The 16,863-nt window shown below is 60.7% G+C and carries 13 protein-coding genes; 2 read left to right on the top strand and 11 right to left on the bottom strand.

Features of this window, described 5'->3' with window-relative positions:
• Nucleotide 1: 1 nt before the first annotated feature.
• The 8 genes from AB5Y68_RS12135 to thrS all read right to left on the bottom strand — a co-directional run bounded on the left by AB5Y68_RS12135 (nucleotide 2) and on the right by thrS (nucleotide 11,105).
• Nucleotides 2-3,925, bottom strand: a complete 3,924-nt coding sequence (locus tag AB5Y68_RS12135) for a transporter substrate-binding domain-containing protein (protein WP_039040766.1) — start codon at nucleotides 3,923-3,925, stop codon at nucleotides 2-4.
• A 54-nt stretch (nucleotides 3,926-3,979) separates the two neighbouring features.
• On the bottom strand, nucleotides 3,980-4,276 hold the full coding sequence (gene ihfA, locus AB5Y68_RS12130) for an integration host factor subunit alpha (RefSeq protein WP_005300715.1): 297 nt from the start codon (nucleotides 4,274-4,276) through the stop codon (nucleotides 3,980-3,982).
• A 3-nt stretch (nucleotides 4,277-4,279) separates the two neighbouring features.
• The gene (pheT, locus tag AB5Y68_RS12125; protein ID WP_039040765.1) at nucleotides 4,280-6,667 is read right to left on the bottom strand and encodes a phenylalanine--tRNA ligase subunit beta; all 2,388 of its coding nucleotides are present in this window, start codon (nucleotides 6,665-6,667) and stop codon (nucleotides 4,280-4,282) included.
• Between the two features lie 12 nt (nucleotides 6,668-6,679).
• The gene (gene pheS, locus AB5Y68_RS12120) at nucleotides 6,680-7,663 is read right to left on the bottom strand and encodes a phenylalanine--tRNA ligase subunit alpha (protein ID WP_039040764.1); all 984 of its coding nucleotides are present in this window, start codon (nucleotides 7,661-7,663) and stop codon (nucleotides 6,680-6,682) included.
• Between the two features lie 305 nt (nucleotides 7,664-7,968).
• On the bottom strand, nucleotides 7,969-8,325 hold the full coding sequence (rplT, locus tag AB5Y68_RS12115; protein ID WP_010674800.1) for a 50S ribosomal protein L20: 357 nt from the start codon (nucleotides 8,323-8,325) through the stop codon (nucleotides 7,969-7,971).
• Between the two features lie 15 nt (nucleotides 8,326-8,340).
• Nucleotides 8,341-8,538, bottom strand: a complete 198-nt coding sequence (rpmI, locus tag AB5Y68_RS12110; RefSeq protein WP_005300673.1) for a 50S ribosomal protein L35 — start codon at nucleotides 8,536-8,538, stop codon at nucleotides 8,341-8,343.
• An 86-nt stretch (nucleotides 8,539-8,624) separates the two neighbouring features.
• Nucleotides 8,625-9,155 (bottom strand): translation initiation factor IF-3, encoded by a 531-nt coding sequence (infC, locus tag AB5Y68_RS12105; protein WP_185219337.1) that lies wholly within the window; start codon nucleotides 9,153-9,155, stop codon nucleotides 8,625-8,627.
• Nucleotides 9,156-9,176: 21 nt separating this feature from the next.
• Nucleotides 9,177-11,105, bottom strand: coding sequence for a threonine--tRNA ligase (gene thrS, locus AB5Y68_RS12100; RefSeq protein ID WP_010674801.1), 1,929 nt, complete (start codon nucleotides 11,103-11,105; stop codon nucleotides 9,177-9,179).
• A 325-nt stretch (nucleotides 11,106-11,430) separates the two neighbouring features.
• On the opposite strand from thrS, the gene AB5Y68_RS12095 reads away from it, so the two are divergent.
• Nucleotides 11,431-11,643: a hypothetical protein gene (locus AB5Y68_RS12095; protein WP_010674802.1), complete on the top strand. Its 213-nt coding sequence runs from the start codon at nucleotides 11,431-11,433 to the stop codon at nucleotides 11,641-11,643.
• A 3-nt stretch (nucleotides 11,644-11,646) separates the two neighbouring features.
• Here the strand turns inward: AB5Y68_RS12095 and AB5Y68_RS12090 are convergent, their stop codons facing one another.
• Nucleotides 11,647-12,237: a tetratricopeptide repeat protein gene (locus tag AB5Y68_RS12090; protein WP_039040762.1), complete on the bottom strand. Its 591-nt coding sequence runs from the start codon at nucleotides 12,235-12,237 to the stop codon at nucleotides 11,647-11,649.
• A 174-nt stretch (nucleotides 12,238-12,411) separates the two neighbouring features.
• On the opposite strand from AB5Y68_RS12090, the gene AB5Y68_RS12085 reads away from it, so the two are divergent.
• Nucleotides 12,412-13,467: a PA0069 family radical SAM protein gene (locus AB5Y68_RS12085; RefSeq protein WP_039040761.1), complete on the top strand. Its 1,056-nt coding sequence runs from the start codon at nucleotides 12,412-12,414 to the stop codon at nucleotides 13,465-13,467.
• 6 nt (nucleotides 13,468-13,473) lie between these two features.
• Here AB5Y68_RS12085 and AB5Y68_RS12080 read toward each other — a convergent pair whose 3' ends face one another.
• Both AB5Y68_RS12080 and gyrA read right to left on the bottom strand, forming a co-directional pair.
• The gene (locus AB5Y68_RS12080) at nucleotides 13,474-13,647 is read right to left on the bottom strand and encodes a hypothetical protein (protein ID WP_164882096.1); all 174 of its coding nucleotides are present in this window, start codon (nucleotides 13,645-13,647) and stop codon (nucleotides 13,474-13,476) included.
• A 304-nt stretch (nucleotides 13,648-13,951) separates the two neighbouring features.
• The gene (gene gyrA, locus AB5Y68_RS12075; protein WP_368207192.1) at nucleotides 13,952-16,699 is read right to left on the bottom strand and encodes a DNA topoisomerase (ATP-hydrolyzing) subunit A; all 2,748 of its coding nucleotides are present in this window, start codon (nucleotides 16,697-16,699) and stop codon (nucleotides 13,952-13,954) included.
• Nucleotides 16,700-16,863: the final 164 nt, after the last annotated feature.

Genomic DNA, 16,863 nt, shown 5'->3' with positions numbered 1-16,863 from the left:
GTCATGCTCTCTCGCCCAGTTGTCGGCAGACCTCTTCCACGCACTGCCTCAAGGCGGCTCCAAGGGGATGTCCGGGGGCCTCCTGCCAACGGTCGATCACCTCTACCAGGGGGGTAGCCCCCACCATTTTGGCGGCCCCCTTCATCTTGTGTAAAGCCGTATTGAGGGCCTTCTCGTCCCCTTGTGTGACACACCGCTCAATGTCGGCCAGATCCTGGTGAACCGATGCCAGATAGATGTCAACGAGGGCCGGGCTGAGGGACACGGGCAGGGAAAGGGCTGCCGTTGGCTGCGGTGCCTTCCCCCCATCATGGGGGCCAAAGACGGTACGAAGCAGTACGGCCAGATCCCTGAGCAAGACGGGTTTGTCCAGATGGCCCTGACAGCCGCATTCCGCCAGTCGCTGCGCCGCCTGCTCGCTGAGATCGGCGGTGATCACATAGACGGGTAGATGCTGCCAGCGTTCATCGGCGTGCAATTGCCTGCAGAGCTCGGCGCCGTCCATCACCGGCATCTGCAGGTCCGTCAGCACCAGATCCACCGACTCCGATTGCAGGATCTCCAGTGCCAGACGGCCATTGGCCGCACTCAATACCCGGGCACCCAGCTGACCCAGCTGCATGCTGATCAGCATTCTGTTCACCTCATGATCTTCCACCAGCAGCACCCGCCTGCCTGCCCCCGGCAGGTCCGTGATCTCCTCGGCGCCACGGACGAGTCTGGGTTGCAGCAGGCTGACCACGGAGCCCGGGATCCAGGGTTCCCCCTGCCAGTACCAGGCGCGCAAGCCCCCATCGTCCTGCATGGCCCCAAGGCAAGGTGCAGCCGGGTCCTCGGCCACGCCAAACGCTGCGAGCCAGGCCCGCATATATTCAAGTTCCCCGGGCAACAGTTGCAGGGAGACCGTCTTGACGCGCGGTTGCCAGGGCGCCTTCTCCTGCGCATGTCTGAGGGGCAAGGAACAGAGGAAACGGCTGCCCCCGCGAGCCAGAGGTTCAACCCGGATCTCGCCCCCCATCTGTTCCATCAGCTGGCGGCAGATGGCCAGCCCAAGCCCGGTCCCCTGGGCTCTGGGCTGGCCAGGCTCCTCCCCTTGCTCGAAGGGCTGGAACAACCGGGGCAACAGCTCGGCACTGATCCCGGGCCCCTCGTCATCCACCCCGCACAAAATCCACTCCCCTTGCCGCCGGGCCCAGAGCACCACCTCTCCCTGCTCGCTGAACTTGATGGCGTTGGAGAGCAGGTTGTGCAGCACCTGTTGCACCCGGTGGGGATCGAGTTCCATCAAGGCGGGCAGCGCCGGGTCGAGCGCCAGGCGCAGTTGCAGATGGCGGGATCGCGCCTTGGACCAGTGCACCGCCGCCACATGCTCGCACAGCTCCACCAGATCCGTGGGCTGCACGGAGAGGCGCAACTGGCGCGTCTCGTTGCGGCTGAAGTCGAGCACGTCATTGAGCAGTCCGAGCAGTTCATTGCCCGCCTGTCTGACATGGGCCAGAACCGAGGCCTGCTCTGCATTGAGTCCGGTCTGCTCGAGCCACTCCAGCAGGCCGAGCATGGCGTTCATGGGGGTGCGGATCTCGTGGCTCACGGCGGCCAGGAAGCGCCCCTTGGCAAGCACGGCCTGCTGGGCCTGCTCGTGGGAAAGTTGCAGGGAGTGCTCCTGCTCCACCCTGGCCGTCACATCCTGCACCACCCCGTAGATCCGCCACCCCTCTCCCTGACGGCGCCCCCTGCCGGAAAATTGCAGCCAGCGGGTTCCCTTGGCGGGGTGCTGATAGCGCAGCAGATGGGAGAACGGTCGTCCGGCTTGCAGCATGGCCAGCATGGGTGCTCGCATCTCGCGCCTGTCCTGATGGGAGATGCGGGTCAGGGTCTCGTTGGGATTGACCCGGATCTGCTGGCTCGCCAGCCCCAGCAGCTCGTGACTGCCCCGGCTCACAAACTCCACCCGGGTGATGGCTCCCCCCAGCAGGGTGAATTGCAGCACCACACCGGGCACCGTATTGGTGAGGGCGCGCAGGCGCCGCTCTGCCTGACGCAGCAGGCGGGTACGCTCGCGCAGGGCGCTGATGTCGGAGAGGGCGATAAGATCCCCTGCCGGTGCCTGGGGCCCCAGTCGCAAGGGGATCTGGGCATAGGAGTAGACCTGCTCGTGCAGCGCCAGCTCCCCTTCGGCGCCCTGCAACTGTGGCGCGGGCAGCACCAGATCGGCGGCGTAGCGCGCCTCCATGCGCTTGGCCCGCTTGTTGCGCTTGATCACCTCCCCCTTGTCATTGCGCAAGAACACGGGAACGGGGAGCGCCTGGAAGAGAGACTCCCTGAACTTGCTTTCCAGCGCCAGCGCCTGCTCCACCTTGTGACGCTCGCGGGCCTCCTGGGCCAGTTGCTGGCGGGATCGCCAGACTGACCAGATCACCGCCATGCTGATCAGCAGTGCCAGCAACACGGAGCCAAGCCAGAAACCATAGCTGACCCCCTCCTGCTGGTTGACCACCAGGCGGCGCCAGCGTTGCACCAGATCGTCCACCTGCCGATCATTGAGGGTCATCAGGCTCTGATCCAGTACCCCTGCCAGGCTGGTCTGTTCCGGCCGGATGGCAAAGCCGAGGCCGAAACGCTCCGGCAATTCGGTGATGGTCAGCTCGCTCAACTGGTTGTTTCGAATGGGATATTGGAGCTGGTACAACTCCGCCAGCATGGCCTGGGCATCCCCATGCCGCACCGCCGCCAATCCCTGCAGCAGGTTGTCGGTCACCTCCCACTCATGCTGGCCGAACCGGGCAAGCAGGCCGGGATCATAGAGCATTCTCGGGACCACCACCTTGCCACTGACCTCCGCGAGGGAGGCAGACCCCCTCTTGCTGCGACTGACCAGGGCATAGCGGCTGGTCGCCACCATCCTCGTGAAGTCGAACTCCTTGTTCAGGGCGGCGGACTCCATCAGTCCGACCATCATGGCGGCATCGCCACTGCGCAGCAATGCCAGCGCCTCCTCCCGGCTGGCGGCAGGCACCAGCTCGAAGCGCAGCCCCGTCTGCCGACTCACTTCCCGCAAGACATCCGCACTCCAGCCAATGAGCTCTCCCTGCTGGTTGACGCCGCTGTATGGCATGAAACCGGGATCCGCCACCATCTTGATGGTGTGGGCCTTGCCGACCAGCCAGGCCTGCTCCTTGTCGGTAAAATGCAGGGGATTCACATCCTGCTCACCCTGAGGCAGATACTTGCCCAGATCCCGGTAGAGACTGCCCGGCGGCAAATAGCGGATGGCCGTATCCACCAGCTCCAGCAACTCGGGCTGGTTGCGCATCATCAGCCGGTAGCTGATGACCAGATCGTCGCTGCGAAGACGGCGAAGACGCAGCCCTTCATCCGGGTACTCCCGCATCAGGTAGCGCAGTTGCAGATAATCACCGAGATAGGCGCTGCCCTTGCCGGCCACCAGGGCGCCATACCAGTTCTCGGCATCGGTCAGCAGTTGCTGGGATGAACCAGGATAGAGACGCTTCAGGGTCTCCTGGGCCTGCCAGATGGGTGACACCAGAAACTGCGCCTGATCGAGCTCACCCCGATAGAGGATGGCAGACTCCGCTTCCAGCATGGCGCGGCTCAAGACGGTATCGCTCGAGTTCGATCGGGCAGGCCCGACGTGAGGAATGAGATCGCAGCGCCCGTTCAGCAGATCCTGCGTCACTGCTGCCCAGCTCGGCCGCTTCTCGACATGCACCGGTACCGGCAACAACTCTGCCAGCCGCGTCATGCGATCGATAAGCAGGCCCCCCTCCGCCTCCAGATAGGGAGGACGTTGCAGGGCCGGGTAACAGAAGGTCAGCCCGGTGAGCGAATCGGCATAAGCCTGGGCATCCGGTGACAGCGGGAGTATGGCGGCACGCAGTGGCAAGGCCAGCAGCGCGCCGGACAACAGAAGGATTTTTATCATCGGAACGGAAAAGCCAGGCGATTGCCTGGCTTTTTGTCACTCGTTGGGTTCAACATTTTCTACCCTGGCCTTGAGCTTCTGGCCGGGCCGGAAGGTCACCACACGACGGGCGCTGATGGGAATATCCTCCCCCGTCTTGGGGTTGCGTCCGGGACGCTGGTTCTTCTCGCGAAGATCGAAGTTACCGAAGCCGGAAATCTTGACCTGTTCGCCACGCTCGAGCGCCTGTCTGATCTCCTCAAAGAAGGCTTCCACCATATCTTTGGCTTCACGCTTGCTCATCCCGAGCTGGGTGAACAGGTGCTCTGCAATGTCGGCTTTGGTAAGCGCCATAGATCAATCCCTCAAGGATGCATTCAACTCTTCACCGAGGGCCCGCACGACATTGTCCACGGTCTCGGCGATCTCTTTCTCCTCCAGGGTGCGCTGGGTGTCTTGCAACACCAGGCTGATGGCCAGGCTCTTCTTGTCCTCTGCCATACCAGCGCCCTGGTATACGTCGAACAAGTTTATTCCAACTAACTGATTTCCGCCAACTTTTTTAATTACTGCCAGAACGTCGCCTGCCAGGATCTGTCTGTCAACCACCACGGCGATATCGCGACGGTTGGCCGGGAACTTGGATACTTCGGCAGCAACCGGCACCTTGGCCGGCGTCAGTTTGTCCAGCTCCAGCTCGAACATGACAGCGCGGCTCTTGAGCCCCAGCTTCTTCTCGAGGCTCGGGTGGATCACGCCGATGTGGCCGATCACGACGCCATTGCGCAGAATGGCTGCGCTCTGGCCCGGATGCAGGGCACTGTGCTCGGTGCGCTCGAAGGTGAAGGTAGCCCCTTCTGCAGTCAGATCCAGTACCGCTTCCAGGTCACCCTTCAAATCGAAGAAGTCGACGGGACGGGCCTTGACATCCCAGTGCTCGTCCCCCTGGTTGCCGGTGATGATGCCGGCCAGCATGGGCTCCTGACGGATGCCGTTCTCGGCATTCTCGTCCTTGATGAAACGCAGGCCCTGCTCGAACAGGCGCACGCGCGGCTGCTGACGGTTCTGGTTGTAGACCACCGCCTGCACCAGACCCGGGAACAGAGAGACGCGCATGGCGGACATCTCGACCGAGATCGGGTTCGGCAGCACGATGGCATCGCTCTGCGGGAACAGGGTCTGCTGAGCCTTGGGATCCACGAAGCTGTAGGTGATCGCTTCCTGGAAACCGCGGTCAACCAGCAGGTCGCGCACCCGCTTCAGGGTCACCTGCCCTTCTGCCTGCTCTACCATCGCGAGGGATGCGGCGGGTTTGAGGTTCGGGATATTGTTGTAGCCGTAGATGCGGGCCACTTCCTCGATGAGGTCTTCCTCGATGGCGATGTCGAAACGCCAGGAGGGAGCCAGCGCGGTCCAGCCGTCAGTATCCACGGTTACCTGCATGCCCAGACGAGTCAGAATTTCGACCACCTGCGCATCCGCCACGCTGATGCCGATCACCTTGTCGAGCTTGGTGCGGCGCAGCTTGATGGGGGCAGCCTTGGGCAGATGGGCATCGGATTTGACTTCGATGACCGGACCCGCTTCACCGCCGCAGATGTCCAGCAGCAGACGGGTGGCACGATCCATCACCTTGGCCTGCAGCTCGGGATCCACCCCGCGCTCGAAGCGGTGGGAAGAATCGGTATGCAGACCGTAGGCACGGGCACGGCCGGTGATGGAGAGCGGCGCGAAGAAGGCGCACTCCAGCAGGATGTCGGTGGTGGTCTCGGAGACACCGGTGCGATCGCCGCCGAAGATGCCGGCCATGCAGGCAGGGCCTTTGGCGTCGGCAATCACGAGCGTGGTCTCTTTGAGCTTCACCTCGTTGCCATCGAGCAGAGTCATGGGCTCGTCGGCACGGGCGCGGCGCACCACCAGTTCCCCTTCAAGCGTCGCCAGGTCGAAGGCGTGCATCGGCTGGCCGTATTCCAGCAGCAGGTAGTTGGTGATGTCGACGATGGCGTCGATGGAACGGATGCCGCCACGGCGCAGCTTCTCCTGCATCCAGAGCGGGCTCTGGGCGTGCAGGTTCAGCCCCTTGATGACACGACCGAGATAACGGGGGCAATCCGCCGGCGCTTCAACCCGGATCGGGAAGGTGGCATCACAGGTGGCAACAGCCGGCGCCCAGGTCGGCTCGACCACGTCCACGCTGTTGAGCACGCCGATTTCACGGGCCAGACCCGCGATGCCGAGGCAGTCGGCACGGTTTGGGGTCAGATCCACATCGATGCTGACGTCGTTGAGCGCGAGGTATTCACGGATATCGGTCCCGATGGGGGCATCCAGCGGCAGCTCGATGATGCCATCAGCCTCGACGTCGATGCCCAGCTCGCTGAAGGAGCAGAGCATGCCGTGGGACGGCTGGCCGCGCAGCTTGGCTTTCTTGATGGTGAAATCACCCGGCAGGGTCGCCCCGACCTTGGCCACGCACACTTTGAGGCCGGCACGGCAGTTCGGCGCACCGCAGACGATGTCCAGCAGCTCGGCCTCGCCCACGTTGACCTTGGTCACCCGCAGCTTGTCCGCGTCCGGGTGCTGGGCGCACTCGACCACTTCACCCACGACCACATTGTTGAACTGGCCGGCCACCGCTTCCACGGCGTCCACTTCCAGACCGGCCATGGTGATCTGCTCGGCCAGTGCATTGTCACTCAACTCGGTGCGGACCCACTCCATCACCCAGGATTTACTGAATTTCATGTTCTCTCGCCCTTACTTGAACTGCTTGAGGAAGCGCAGGTCGTTTTCGAAGAAGGCACGCAGGTCGTTGACCCCGTAACGCAGCATGGTCAGGCGCTCAACGCCCATGCCGAAGGCAAAGCCGGAGTATTTTTCCGGATCGATGCCGACCGAACGCAGCACGTTCGGGTGCACCATGCCGCAGCCCAGCACTTCCAGCCACTTGCCGTTCTTGCCCATCACGTCCACTTCGGCGCTCGGCTCGGTGAACGGGAAATAGGAAGGACGGAAGCGAATGGTCAAGTCTTCCTCGAAGTAGTTGCGCAGGAAGTCGTGCAGGATGCCTTTCAGCTCGGTGAAGCTGGCATGCTCGTCGACCAGCAGGCCTTCGACCTGGTGGAACATCGGGGTGTGGGTCATGTCGTAGTCGTTACGATAGACGCGGCCCGGCGCGATGATGCGGATCGGCGGCTGCTGATATTCCATGGTGCGGATCTGCACACCGGAGGTGTGGGTACGCAGCATCAGATCAGGATTGAAGTAGAAGGTGTCGTGATCGGTACGCGCCGGGTGGTGAGCCGGGATATTCAGCGCATCGAAGTTGTGGAAGCCATCTTCAATCTCGGGACCACGGGCAACCTTGAAGCCCATCTCGCCAAACAGGCGCTCGATGCGCTCGATGGTACGGGTCACCGGGTGCAGACCGCCATTCTCGATGCGGCGGCCCGGCAGGCTGACGTCGATGGTCTCGGCGGCCAGCTTCTGGTTCAGCACGGCGACTTCGAGGGCTTCACGACGCGCGTTCAGGGCATCCTGAACCTGCTGTTTGGCCTGGTTGATCACGGCGCCCGCTGCGGGACGCTCTTCAGCGGACAGGGCACCCAGTCCCTTCATCTGCTCGGTAAAAAAGCCCTTTTTACCCAGATATTTGACCCGGATTTCGTCGAGGGCGGCGATGTCGCTTACGCCCTCAATTTCGGCCTTGGCCTGGCCGACTACTTCTTCAAGCTGTTGCATGTCTTCCTCGTCACCACTCCCGGAACAGGAGCCTTTAGGCTAAATAAGGTCAAGAGGGGAATAATACAAAAAAAGCCCCTTGGCTGACCATAGTTATGACGGGCTTTTCTCCCTGCAAATCATTTTGTTATATGGAAAAGCCACAAGCCAGGTGCAACAGGATTGAGACAAGCGTCGTTTGTTCTAGTTTGTTGGCATATGGAAGGATAAAGCATTCATGAACGTGGCATGCTACCTGCCAACGCTCAAAAACAGACAACAAAAAAGGAGGCCTGAGCCTCCTTTATTTTTATAACAGAACTGGATTAGACCAGAGCTGCTTTAGCTTTTTCAACCAGGGCGGTGAAAGCCAGCTTGTCGTGAACGGCGATATCGGACAGGATCTTGCGATCGATCTCGATGGAAGCCTTCTTCAGACCGTCGATCAGACGGCTGTAGGACAGGCCGTTCTGACGGGCTGCAGCGTTGATACGCGCAATCCACAGTTGACGGAACTGACGCTTCTTCTGGCGACGGTCACGGTAGGCATACTGACCAGCTTTGGTTACCGCTTGTACCGCTACGCGGTAGACACGGGAACGGGCGCCGTAGTAACCCTTGGCGGCTTTCATTACTTTCTTGTGACGAGCGCGAGCGGTCACACCACGTTTAACTCTTGGCATTTTTCACATCCCCCCTTATGCGTACGGCAGACAAGCGACAACACGTTTGTGGTCGGCAGCGGAAACAAAGAACTTCGGTCCCAGCTGACGCTTACGCTTACTGCTCTTCTTGGTCAGGATGTGACGCAGGTGGTTGTGCTTGCACTTGAAGCGACCTGAGCCAGTCTTCTTGAAGCGCTTTGCGGCGCCCCGGTTGGTTTTCATCTTCGGCATTTCATACTCCGCATTGTGAGTGACAACAAAATCGCAAGGCGAACCGACTCATGGGGCCAGCCCCATGAGTCAATTTCTTGTGGGCCTTAAGATTTCTTCTTGGGTGCGAGGACCATCACAGCTTGACGGCCTTCGACTTTCGGGAACGATTCGACTACGGCCAGCTCTTCCAGATCGTTCTTGACGCGCTCGAGAACCTTGATACCAAGATCCTGGTGGGCCATTTCACGACCACGGAAGCGCAGGGTGACCTTTGCCTTGTCCCCGTCTTCCAGAAAGCGAACCAGGTTGCGTAGTTTTACCTGATAGTCGCCTTCGTCGGTGCCAGGACGGAATTTGATTTCCTTGACCTGGACGACTTTCTGCTTTTTCTTCTGTTCTTTGGTGGTCTTGCTCTTTTCGTAGAGGAATTTGCCGTAATCCATGATCCGGCAAACGGGCGGCTCAGCGTTCGGACTGATCTCGACCAGATCCACTCCAGCCTCAAGGGCCAAGTTCAGCGCATCCTGAATGGAGGTGATGCCAATGGCTTCACCATCCAGACCAGTCAGACGAACTTCTTTCAGACGGATCTCTTCATTGATCCGGTGAGCGCGGGCTTGCGGTTGCTTGCCCAGTTTTTTTCCGCCTTTTATAGCTTATTCCTCCACTTTCTTTTGTCCGCGGGTCTGAACTTCCTGGGTCAACAGAGCAATCAGCTCTTCAACAGGATAAGAGCCCAGGTCAGCCCCTTTACGAGTACGCACTGCAATCTTGCCGGCTTCTACTTCTTTGTCGCCGCAGACCAGCATGAAGGGTACTCGCTTCAAAGTATGCTCGCGGATTTTAAAGCCAATCTTCTCATTTCTCAAGTCCGCTTTTGCGCGAAGGCCCGCATCATTCAATGCCTTGGCAACTTTCACAGCATAATCGGCCTGGTTATCCGTGATATTCATGACCACGGCCTGGGTCGGCGCCAGCCAGGTCGGGAACAGACCGGCGTACTCTTCCGTCAGGATCCCGATGAAGCGCTCCAGCGAGCCCAGAATGGCGCGGTGGATCATCACGGGGATGTGGCGCTCGTTGTCTTCGCCTACATAGGTGGCGCCAAGACGGCCCGGCAGGGCAAAGTCGAGCTGCACGGTACCACACTGCCAGGCACGATCAAGGCAATCGTGCAGGGTGAACTCGATCTTGGGACCGTAGAAAGCCCCCTCGCCCGGTTGCAGGTCGTACTTCAGGCCGTTGAGTTCCAGCGCCTCGGCCAGCGCAGCCTCGGCACGATCCCAGGCTTCATCAGAGCCGATACGCTGCTCCGGACGGGTCGAGAGCTTGACCACGATGTTTTCGAAACCGAAGGTACCGTAGACGTCATAGACCATGCGGATGCACGCAGACACCTCTTCCATGATCTGCTCTTCGGTACAGAAGATGTGGGCGTCATCCTGGGTGAAACCCCGAACCCGCATCAGGCCGTGCAGGGAGCCTGACGGCTCGTTGCGGTGGCAGGAGCCGAACTCGGCCATGCGCAGCGGCAGATCGCGGTAGGATTTCAGACCCTGGTTGAAAATCTGCACGTGACCCGGGCAGTTCATCGGCTTGATGGCGTACTCGCGGTTTTCGGACTGGGTGGTGAACATGGCCTGGGCGTATTTCTCCCAGTGACCTGAACGCTCCCACAGCACGCGATCCATCATGAAGGGGCCTTTCACCTCCTGATAGTCGTACTCTTTGAGCTTGCCGCGGATGAAGGTTTCCAGCTCGCGGAAGATGGTCCAGCCGTCGTTGTGCCAGAACACCATGCCCGGCGCTTCTTCCTGCATGTGGTACAGGTCGAGCTGCTTGCCGATCTTGCGGTGGTCGCGCTTGGCGGCCTCTTCCAGACGCTGCAAATACGCCTTGAGCTGCTTCTTGTCGGCCCAGGCGGTGCCGTAGATGCGCTGCAGCATCTTGTTATTGGAGTCGCCGCGCCAGTAGGCGCCGGACATCTTCTGCAACTTGAAGTGGTGGCAGTGACGCATGTTGGGCACGTGCGGGCCGCGACACATGTCGATGTACTCTTCGTGATGATAGAGACCGGGCTGGTCATCACGGGCTATGTTCTGATCCAGGATCTCGACCTTGTAGGTCTCGCCACGGGCTTCGAACACGTCGCGCGCTTCCTGCCAGGAGACCTTCTTCTTGATGACGTCGTAATCCTTGGCGGCCAGCGCCAGCATGCGCTCTTCCAAGGCAGCCAGATCTTCATCGGTCAGGGTGCGGTCGAGATCGATGTCGTAGTAGAAACCGTTGTCGATGACGGGACCGATGGCCATCTTGGTCTGGGGCCAGAGTTGCTTGATGGCATGACCCAGCAGGTGAGCACAGGAGTGGCGCAGAATGTCCAGACCTTCTTCGTCTTTGGCGGTGATAATGGCCAGGGAGGCATCGGCTTCGATCAGCTCGCAGGCATCCACCAGTTCACCGTTTACCCGACCGGCAATGCACGCCTTGGCGAGACCGGGACCGATGTCCGCGGCCACATCCATGACGGAAACGGCGTGGGCAAATTGACGTTGGCTGCCGTCAGGCAGAGTAATGATTGGCATTAGGTGTTTCCTTATACAGTGGTGACCCCTACCAAAGGCCACATGCAGGTTGGAGAAACCCTTTCATGTCCAGCTGTTCACTCCCGAGTTTCACCGTTCACAATACGGTTGGTACACGGCAGTGGCACACCATATGGCGTGTGCAAGGCCATCCATTGAGAGGTACAGCGGGGGATTGTATCAGACGCGACAACCCAGACAAGCTGTCTTGGCGATTTTGCATACCGCTTAAGCGCGGGTGTCAACCTGTCCTACTTGCGAGGGCGCCCTTCTGCTGCCATACCCTGTACCAGATTGAGGCGTCAGCCAAAGCAAGGAGAGCATGATGTACACCTACGACATTTCATTTCCGGAGCATGCAGAAAAGCTGGTTCATCCGGATCACCTTCTCACGACTCACTGTCCCGTCCATATCGGTGAGCTGGTGATCCTGGGTGATGGCAGCAAGCGGGAGGTATGCAGCATCGTCCACAGTGCCGAGCGCAGTACCCTCTATGTCACGGACGTGACGCCCGGCAAAGTCACCGCCAGCCGTTGATCCCTAACCGGCGTTCAGAAAAGAGTGGCCATTGAAATCGAAGGCGCTGCGTCCCTCCTCGGCCAGCGCCATCTCCTGCAATACCTGGAGTGCCATCTTGTTGCCCTTTTGCGAGGCCTGATAGAGCCACTGCTTCGCCTCGGCCAGTTCAACCCGCCCGTTGACCCCCATCAGGTGCAGGATGCCCACCTTCAGCATGGCGGGCACATCACCGTTCCTGGCTGCCAGCTGCATCCAGCGAAACGCCTCGTGCAGATCCCGCTTCACCCCGGCCCCGCGCAGATAGACCTCTCCCAGCCGATACTGGCCGAAAGCGTCCCCCGCCTGCGCAGCCTGACGATAGAGTCGGATGGCGCGATCCATATCCTGCTCGCTCCCCTGCCCCACTTCATGGCTCCAACCCATCAGCGCCTGTGCCCGTGGCTGGCCCTGCTCCGCCAGGGGCGACCAGATCCGGGTCGCCTCATCAAAGTGCCCTGTCCGCCAGGCGCGGTTGGCCGCCGCCAGCTCCTGCTCGGTGGAGAGCGGGATCAGACGCCAGATGACCAGCGCAATGAGGGTGATGAAGAGCCAGCGGGCGATAGTAGGTTGCATGACATTTTCCGTGATCTGGTTCGCATTTCGTCTATGTAAACGAAATGTAGCAACAGATCAAGCAGGAGATCACCTGGGTTCACCCTCTTTCATGGGGTCGCTCTTTGCGAACTTGCAGTTTGACGGGCTACACAGCAAAATAACTGTATATATAAACAGTATATTGGTGATGTGATGGCAGGACGAGGCGCGAACCACAATGTCGAGCACCGCTTCAGCGGCCCGCAAATCGAACCAGTTGACGACGGCTGGAGTCAGAGCGACTGGGACGCGGCATTTGCCGCCAGCGCTCCCCGCACCGAGGTGACGGAGATCAGCGCCCGCAGCATCATCAGCTACAACGATTCGCCGGATCTTCCCTTCGGTCGCTCCATCAATCCCTATCAGGGGTGCGAGCATGGCTGCATCTACTGCTATGCCAGACCTAGCCACGCCTACCTTGAGCTCTCCCCCGGGCTGGATTTTGAGAGCAAGCTGTTTGCCAAAACCAATGCTGCCGAGCTGCTGCGACGGGAGTTTGCCAAGCCAGCCTATCAGCCGCAAACCATCGTACTGGGGGCCAATACCGATCCCTATCAACCCATCGAGCACCACTATCGCCTGACTCGCGAACTCCTGACGGTGATGCTGGCTCATCGCCATCCGGTAGGGCTCATCACCAAGAGCGCCATGATCCTGCGCGACCTCGATCTGCTGACCGAGCTGGCCCGGGAAGGGTTATGCCAGGTGATGGTGTCGGTCACCACCCTCAATGAGACGCTGAGGCGACAGCTGGAGCCCAGGGCCAGCACGGGGGTTGGGCGGATCAAGGTGATCGAACGACTGGCCAAGGCCGGTGTGCCGGTCGGCGTGCTCGCCGCCCCCATGATCCCCAGGCTCAACGAGCCGGAACTGGAACAGATCATCAAGGCCGCCGTCGACGCCGGGGCGGGCTGTGCGGATTACATCTTGCTGCGATTGCCCCACGAGCTCACCACCCTCTTTTGCGACTGGCTCGATACGCACTATCCCGGCCAGAAAGAGGCGATCCTCAACCAGCTGCGGGCAAGCCGGGGCGGCGCACTCAACAGCGCCACCTTTGGTAGCCGCATGCGAGGTGAAGGACAGTTTGCCAACCTGCTCGCCCAGCGCTTTCGCCTGATCAGCAGGCGGCTGCAACTGGGCAAGCGCCATGTAACACTCAATACAGCCGCCTTCATCCGCCCGGGCGAGCAGTTGCGTCTGTTCTGAGCGCCGTCAGCCCCGTGGTCTCGGCGGGCAGCTCCCCGCTGGATGGCGCTGTGCAATCAGCTCCGCAGGCAGGCGGGATGGCTCGTGCGCCACCTCCTCCTCATCCACCCTAAGGCGCGCCTTCTCCTGCCCTCCCCACATCCGGCTCCACCAGATCTCCCACATTACCCAGCTCGTCATAACAGTGCTCCTGGCAAGCGATGCCTGCCTCTGTGGTGGCCTCATTCAACGCAGGCAGCATGGCTGGCCGTCATGACAGGGCCATGACAGCCGAGTGAAGGAATCGTGTTGATGCGATGGGACCAACCCTGCATATCAGGAAGATGACGCCGTGGCAGGCAGGGCTGCATGCACGGCAGACGGAGCCTCGCAGCAGAAAAGAGGGCGCCAGGGCAAGCACAGGGACGGGGAGAGCCTGCGGTGAGGCAGACAAAAAAAGAGCGACCATCAAGGTCGCTCTTTTGCACCGGACAAAGGGGGACGATTACTCGTCGCCCGCCTCCCCGGTATCGACGGCGCCAGCGTCCGCTGCGGTGTCGGTGCCTTCAGACACCTCCCCTTCAACAGCCAGGGCCTCGGTTTCCTCTTCGTCGCTCTCGGCAACGCGCTGCAGGCCAACCACGGTCTCGTCTTCACCGGTACGGATCAGACGCACACCGCCGGTGTTGCGGCCGATGACGCTCACCTCGGACACCCGGGTACGAACCAGGGTACCGCCGTTGGTGATCAGCATGATCTGGTCGGTATCTTCGACCTGGATCGCATCGATCACCTTGCCGTTGCGCTCATCCACCTTGATGGAGATGACGCCCTGGGTACCACGGCTCTTGGTCGGGTACTCGTCCAGCGCGGTGCGCTTGCCGTAACCGTTCTCGGTAGCGGTGAGGATGGCACCATCACCACGGGGCACGATGAGGGAGACCACCTTGTCACCGGCGCCGAGCTTGATGCCGCGCACGCCAGCAGCGGTACGACCCATGGGACGTACGCCCTTGAAGGTGCCCTTGCTTTCGGTGCCTTCGCCGTTGTCGCTGCCGTCATCGTCGTTGCCGGCGTCGTCATCGGTGTCGACCTCGTCAGTGGCATCGGCATCGGCGCGACCGCTGCCTTCCGCGAAGCGAACCACCTTGCCCGCATCGGAGAAGAGCATGATCTCGTTGCTGCCATCGGTGATGTCCACCCCGATCAGCTCATCACCCTCTTTGAGGTTGATGGCACGGATACCGGAGGAGAGCGGACGGCTGAAGTCAGACAGGCTGGTCTTCTTCACGGTGCCGTTGGCGGTGGCGAAGAAGACGTACTTGTCGGCGTCATATTCTTTCACCGGCAGGATGGCGGTGATGCGCTCACCCTCATCCAGCGGCAGCAGGTTGATGATCGGACGACCGCGGGCGCCACGGGACGCCTCCGGCAGCTGATAGACCTTGAGCCAGTAGACCTTGCCACGGGTGGAGAAGCACAGGATGGTGTCGTGGGTGTTGGCCACCAGCAGACGCTCCACGAAGTCCTCTTCCTTGATCCGGGTGGCCGACTTGCCACGACCACCTCGGCGCTGGGCCTCGTAGTCGGAGAGCGGCTGATACTTCACATAGCCCTGGTGAGACAGGGTGACTACCACGTCTTCCGGGGTGATCAGATCTTCGATGTTGATCTCGGCGCTGGACATGCTGATCTCGGTGCGACGCTCGTCGCCGTACTGCTCGCGCACGGCCAGCAGTTCGTCACGGATCACTTCCATCAGGCGTTCCGGGCTTGCCAGGATGTGCAGCAGCTCGGCGATGAGATCCAGCAGAGATTGGTACTCTTCCAGGATCTTCTCGTGCTCGAGGCCGGTCAGCTTGTGCAGACGCAGGTCAAGGATGGCCTGGGCCTGGATCTCGGTCAGGAAGTACTGCCCTTCACGGATGCCGAACTCAGGCTCCAGCCACTCGGGGCGAGCCGCGTCGTCGCCCGCTTTTTCCAGCATGGCGGCCACGTTGCCGAGCTCCCAGCCCTTGGCTACCAGGGCGGCTTTCGCATCCGCCGGGGTCGCACTGTGGCGAATGAGCTCGATGATGGGGTCGATGTTGGCCAATGCCACCGCCAACCCTTCCAGGATGTGCGCCCGATCCCGCGCCTTGCGCAGCTCGAACACGGTCCGGCGGGTCACCACTTCACGGCGGTGCAGCAGGAAGGCATCCAGGATCTCTTTGAGGTTCATCACCTTGGGCTGGTTGTTGTCCAGCGCCACCATGTTGATGCCGAACGTGGTCTGCATCTGGGTGTGCTTGTAGAGATTGTTCAGCACAATCTCGCCGGACTCGCCGCGCTTGATCTCGATGACGATGCGCATGCCGTCCTTGTCGGACTCGTCGCGCAGGGCACTGATGCCCTCGATCTTCTTCTCTTTGACCAGCTCGGCGATCTTCTCGATGAGCCGCGCCTTGTTCACCTGATAGGGGATCTCGTGGACGATGATGGTCTCGCGACCGCTCTTCTCGTCCACCTCCACCTCGGCCTTGGCCCGCACATAGACGGAGCCGCGACCGGTACGGTACGCCTGCACGATGCCGGAACGACCGTTGATGATGCCACCTGTGGGGAAATCCGGGCCGGTGACATGGGTCATCAGCTCGTCGATGGTGAGGTCGCCATTCTCGATCAGCGCCAGACAGCCGTTGACTATCTCGGTGAGGTTGTGAGGCGGGATGTTGGTCGCCATGCCCACCGCGATACCGGAGGAGCCGTTGACCAGCAGGGTGGGGACCTTGGTGGGCATGACCGCCGGGATCATCTCGGTGCCGTCGTAATTAGGCACCCAGTCCACGGTCTCTTTGTCCAGATCGGCCAGCAGCTCGTGGGAGATGCGCGCCATCCGCACTTCGGTGTAACGCATGGCCGCGGCGTTGTCGCCGTCCACCGAACCGAAGTTGCCCTGACCGTCGACCAGCATGTAGCGCATGGAGAAATCCTGCGCCATCCGGACGATGGTGTCATACACGGCGATGTCGCCATGCGGGTGATATTTACCGATTACGTCACCGACCACACGGGCCGATTTTTTATAGGGCTTGTTCCAGTCGTTCCCCAGCTCGTTCATTGCATACAGAACGCGGCGGTGAACCGGTTTCAAGCCATCACGCACATCCGGCAGAGCTCGTCCTACGATCACGCTCATGGCGTAATCCAGATAGGAACTCTTGAGCTCTTCTTCGATGTTGACCGGCGTGATCTCTCTGGCCAGATCGCTCATAGAAAGCCTTAATCCCTAATTAGTTGTTCTTTGGCTTAAACAGCGCGACATGGTAACACACTGAGCCAAATACATTAAGCCACAAATCCGATGAGCACATCGGGCTGGTGCGACGAGGTCGGTCCGTTATAATGCGCGCCAGGACAATAGATTGCGCGCGCCCA

Source organism: Aeromonas sp. R6-1, from assembly GCF_040908165.1.
Taxonomy (GTDB): Bacteria; Pseudomonadota; Gammaproteobacteria; order Enterobacterales; family Aeromonadaceae; genus Aeromonas; species Aeromonas caviae.
This window is presented reverse-complemented; position numbering and strand designations above follow the sequence as displayed.

What these genes read in the sequence shown, in the direction of transcription:
- ihfA (WP_005300715.1), bottom strand. Translation starts at nt 4,276, where the DNA reads ATGGCGCTTACCAAAGCCGACATTGCAGAGCACCTGTTCACCCAGCTC.
- pheT (WP_039040765.1), bottom strand. Translation starts at nt 6,667, where the DNA reads ATGAAATTCAGTAAATCCTGGGTGATGGAGTGGGTCCGCACCGAGTTG.
- pheS (WP_039040764.1), bottom strand. Translation starts at nt 7,663, where the DNA reads ATGCAACAGCTTGAAGAAGTAGTCGGCCAGGCCAAGGCCGAAATTGAG.
- rplT (WP_010674800.1), bottom strand. Translation starts at nt 8,325, where the DNA reads ATGCCAAGAGTTAAACGTGGTGTGACCGCTCGCGCTCGTCACAAGAAA.
- rpmI (WP_005300673.1), bottom strand. Translation starts at nt 8,538, where the DNA reads ATGCCGAAGATGAAAACCAACCGGGGCGCCGCAAAGCGCTTCAAGAAG.
- thrS (WP_010674801.1), bottom strand. Translation starts at nt 11,105, where the DNA reads ATGCCAATCATTACTCTGCCTGACGGCAGCCAACGTCAATTTGCCCAC.
- AB5Y68_RS12095 (WP_010674802.1), top strand. Translation starts at nt 11,431, where the DNA reads ATGTACACCTACGACATTTCATTTCCGGAGCATGCAGAAAAGCTGGTT.
- AB5Y68_RS12090 (WP_039040762.1), bottom strand. Translation starts at nt 12,237, where the DNA reads ATGCAACCTACTATCGCCCGCTGGCTCTTCATCACCCTCATTGCGCTG.
- AB5Y68_RS12085 (WP_039040761.1), top strand. Translation starts at nt 12,412, where the DNA reads ATGGCAGGACGAGGCGCGAACCACAATGTCGAGCACCGCTTCAGCGGC.
- AB5Y68_RS12080 (WP_164882096.1), bottom strand. Translation starts at nt 13,647, where the DNA reads ATGACGAGCTGGGTAATGTGGGAGATCTGGTGGAGCCGGATGTGGGGA.
- gyrA (WP_368207192.1), bottom strand. Translation starts at nt 16,699, where the DNA reads ATGAGCGATCTGGCCAGAGAGATCACGCCGGTCAACATCGAAGAAGAG.